This window comes from Aeromonas schubertii (assembly GCF_000820105.1).
Lineage (GTDB): Bacteria > Pseudomonadota > Gammaproteobacteria > Enterobacterales > Aeromonadaceae > Aeromonas > Aeromonas schubertii.
Genome location: NZ_CDDB01000101.1, coordinates 1 through 1,644, shown reverse-complemented (window position 1 = coordinate 1,644; position 1,644 = coordinate 1). Strand labels below are relative to the sequence as shown.

1 protein-coding gene and 1 pseudogene are annotated in these 1,644 nt (G+C 62.0%); both read right to left on the bottom strand.

Annotation, left to right across the window (positions count from 1 at the left end; genetic code table 11):
• Positions 1-109: 109 nt before the first annotated feature.
• Positions 110-807, bottom strand: a pseudogene (pflA, locus tag BN1133_RS18350) (pyruvate formate lyase 1-activating protein).
• A 55-nt stretch (positions 808-862) separates the two neighbouring features.
• Positions 863-1,644, bottom strand: a 782-nt coding sequence (locus BN1133_RS18345; RefSeq protein WP_157432356.1) for a putative bifunctional diguanylate cyclase/phosphodiesterase, incomplete at its 5' end; no start/stop codon positions are given.

Sequence of the window (1,644 nt, the reverse complement as noted above, 5' to 3'; positions counted from 1 at the left end):
GCTGCTGGGCCATGGCAATCAGGGCCAGGGCGACGAGCAGGGCGGTGAGTTCTCCATCACTCATGGGGTATCCTGCCTGGAAGAAGGGGGCATCCAGCCCCCTTGAGTATCAATATTTAACGTTGTCGTGGTACTTGCCGAGGATGGCCTGGATGCGATCCATGGTCTCCTTCTTGGGCGGATGGATCTNNGCTCGTGGTAGGGCAGCAGCTCCACCTTCTCGACACACTCCCCGAGGGATTGAATAAACTGGCCGAGGCCTTCGGCACTCTCGTCGTCATCGCTCCAGGTGGGCACCACCACGTAGCGGATCCACATCTTCTTCCCCTTGGCGGCCAGGTGGCGGGCGAACTCCAGGGTGTAGCGGTTACTCACGTGAGTCAGGGGGATGTGTTTCTGATCGTTGATCTGCTTGATGTCGAGCAGCACCAGATCGGTGACATCGAGCACGGCTTCGAGCTGCTCGTCATAGTTGCGGACAAAGCCGTTGGTATCGAGACAGGTGTGAATGCCCTCGGCCTTGCAGGCGGCGAAGAGCTCGGCCACGAAGGCCTGCTGCAGCATGGCCTCGCCGCCCGAGGCGGTCACACCGCCGCCGGAGGCGTTGATGAAGTGGCGGTAGCTGGTGATGTCTTTCATCAACTCGGGCACGGTGACCTCGCGGCCGCCGTCAGTGTCCCAGGTGTCGCGGTTGTGGCAGTACTTGCAGCGCATCAGGCAGCCCTGCATAAAAACGATGAAACGGATACCGGGTCCGTCGACAGTACCGCAGGTCTCCACAGAGTGGATCCGACCAATCACAGACATATTGCGCTCCAGATAGGCTTTTGAGGTGGCATTCTATGTCAAAAGCGCTCGCCGATCACCCCGCCGGGTAGCCAAGAAACTCCTCGAGGGCGCGCACCGGCAGGGGGCGGCAGCGCAGGTAGCCCTGGAAATGGTGGCAACCCAGCTCCCCGAGCACGGCCAACTGCGCCTCTTCCTCGACCCCTTCGGCGATCACGGTGAAGCGAAACACCCGGGAGAGCTCGATGATGGCGCGTACTATGGCCCTGTCCTGCTCGCTGTGGGTCAGGGTCTGGATAAAGGATCGATCGAGTTTGACCTCGTCGGCGGGCAGATCCCGCAGATAGGCCAGCGACGAGTAGCCGGTGCCGAAGTCGTCGATGGAGATGAGCACGCCCAGCTCCTTGAGCCGGCACATGCGGGCTATGGTCTCCTGACGGTTCTCCAGCACCACGGATTCGGTGATCTCCAGCATCAGGCGCGAGGGGGGGATGCCGGTGTCGCGCAGCACATACTCCACCTGTTGCAGGAAGCTGGGATTGTGGAACTGGCGGGCGCTCACGTTGACCGAGAGCTGGGGCATGCTGATCCCCTGGCTCAGCCAGTGCCCATATTGGGCGCAGGCACTCTTGAGGACCCAAAAGCCGATGTCCTCGATAAGACCACTCTCCTCGGCCACCGGGATAAACTCGCCAGGGGGGACCATGGTGCCATCTTGCCGCTGCCAGCGGACCAGGGCTTCGACACCGCTGATGGTGCCCCGGTCGACCCGGAACTGGGGCTGGAAGTGAAGCTGGAATTCGCTGCTGCGCAGGGCGTCACGCAACTGGTTGTGCAGGGCCAGGCGGTGGCGTTCCT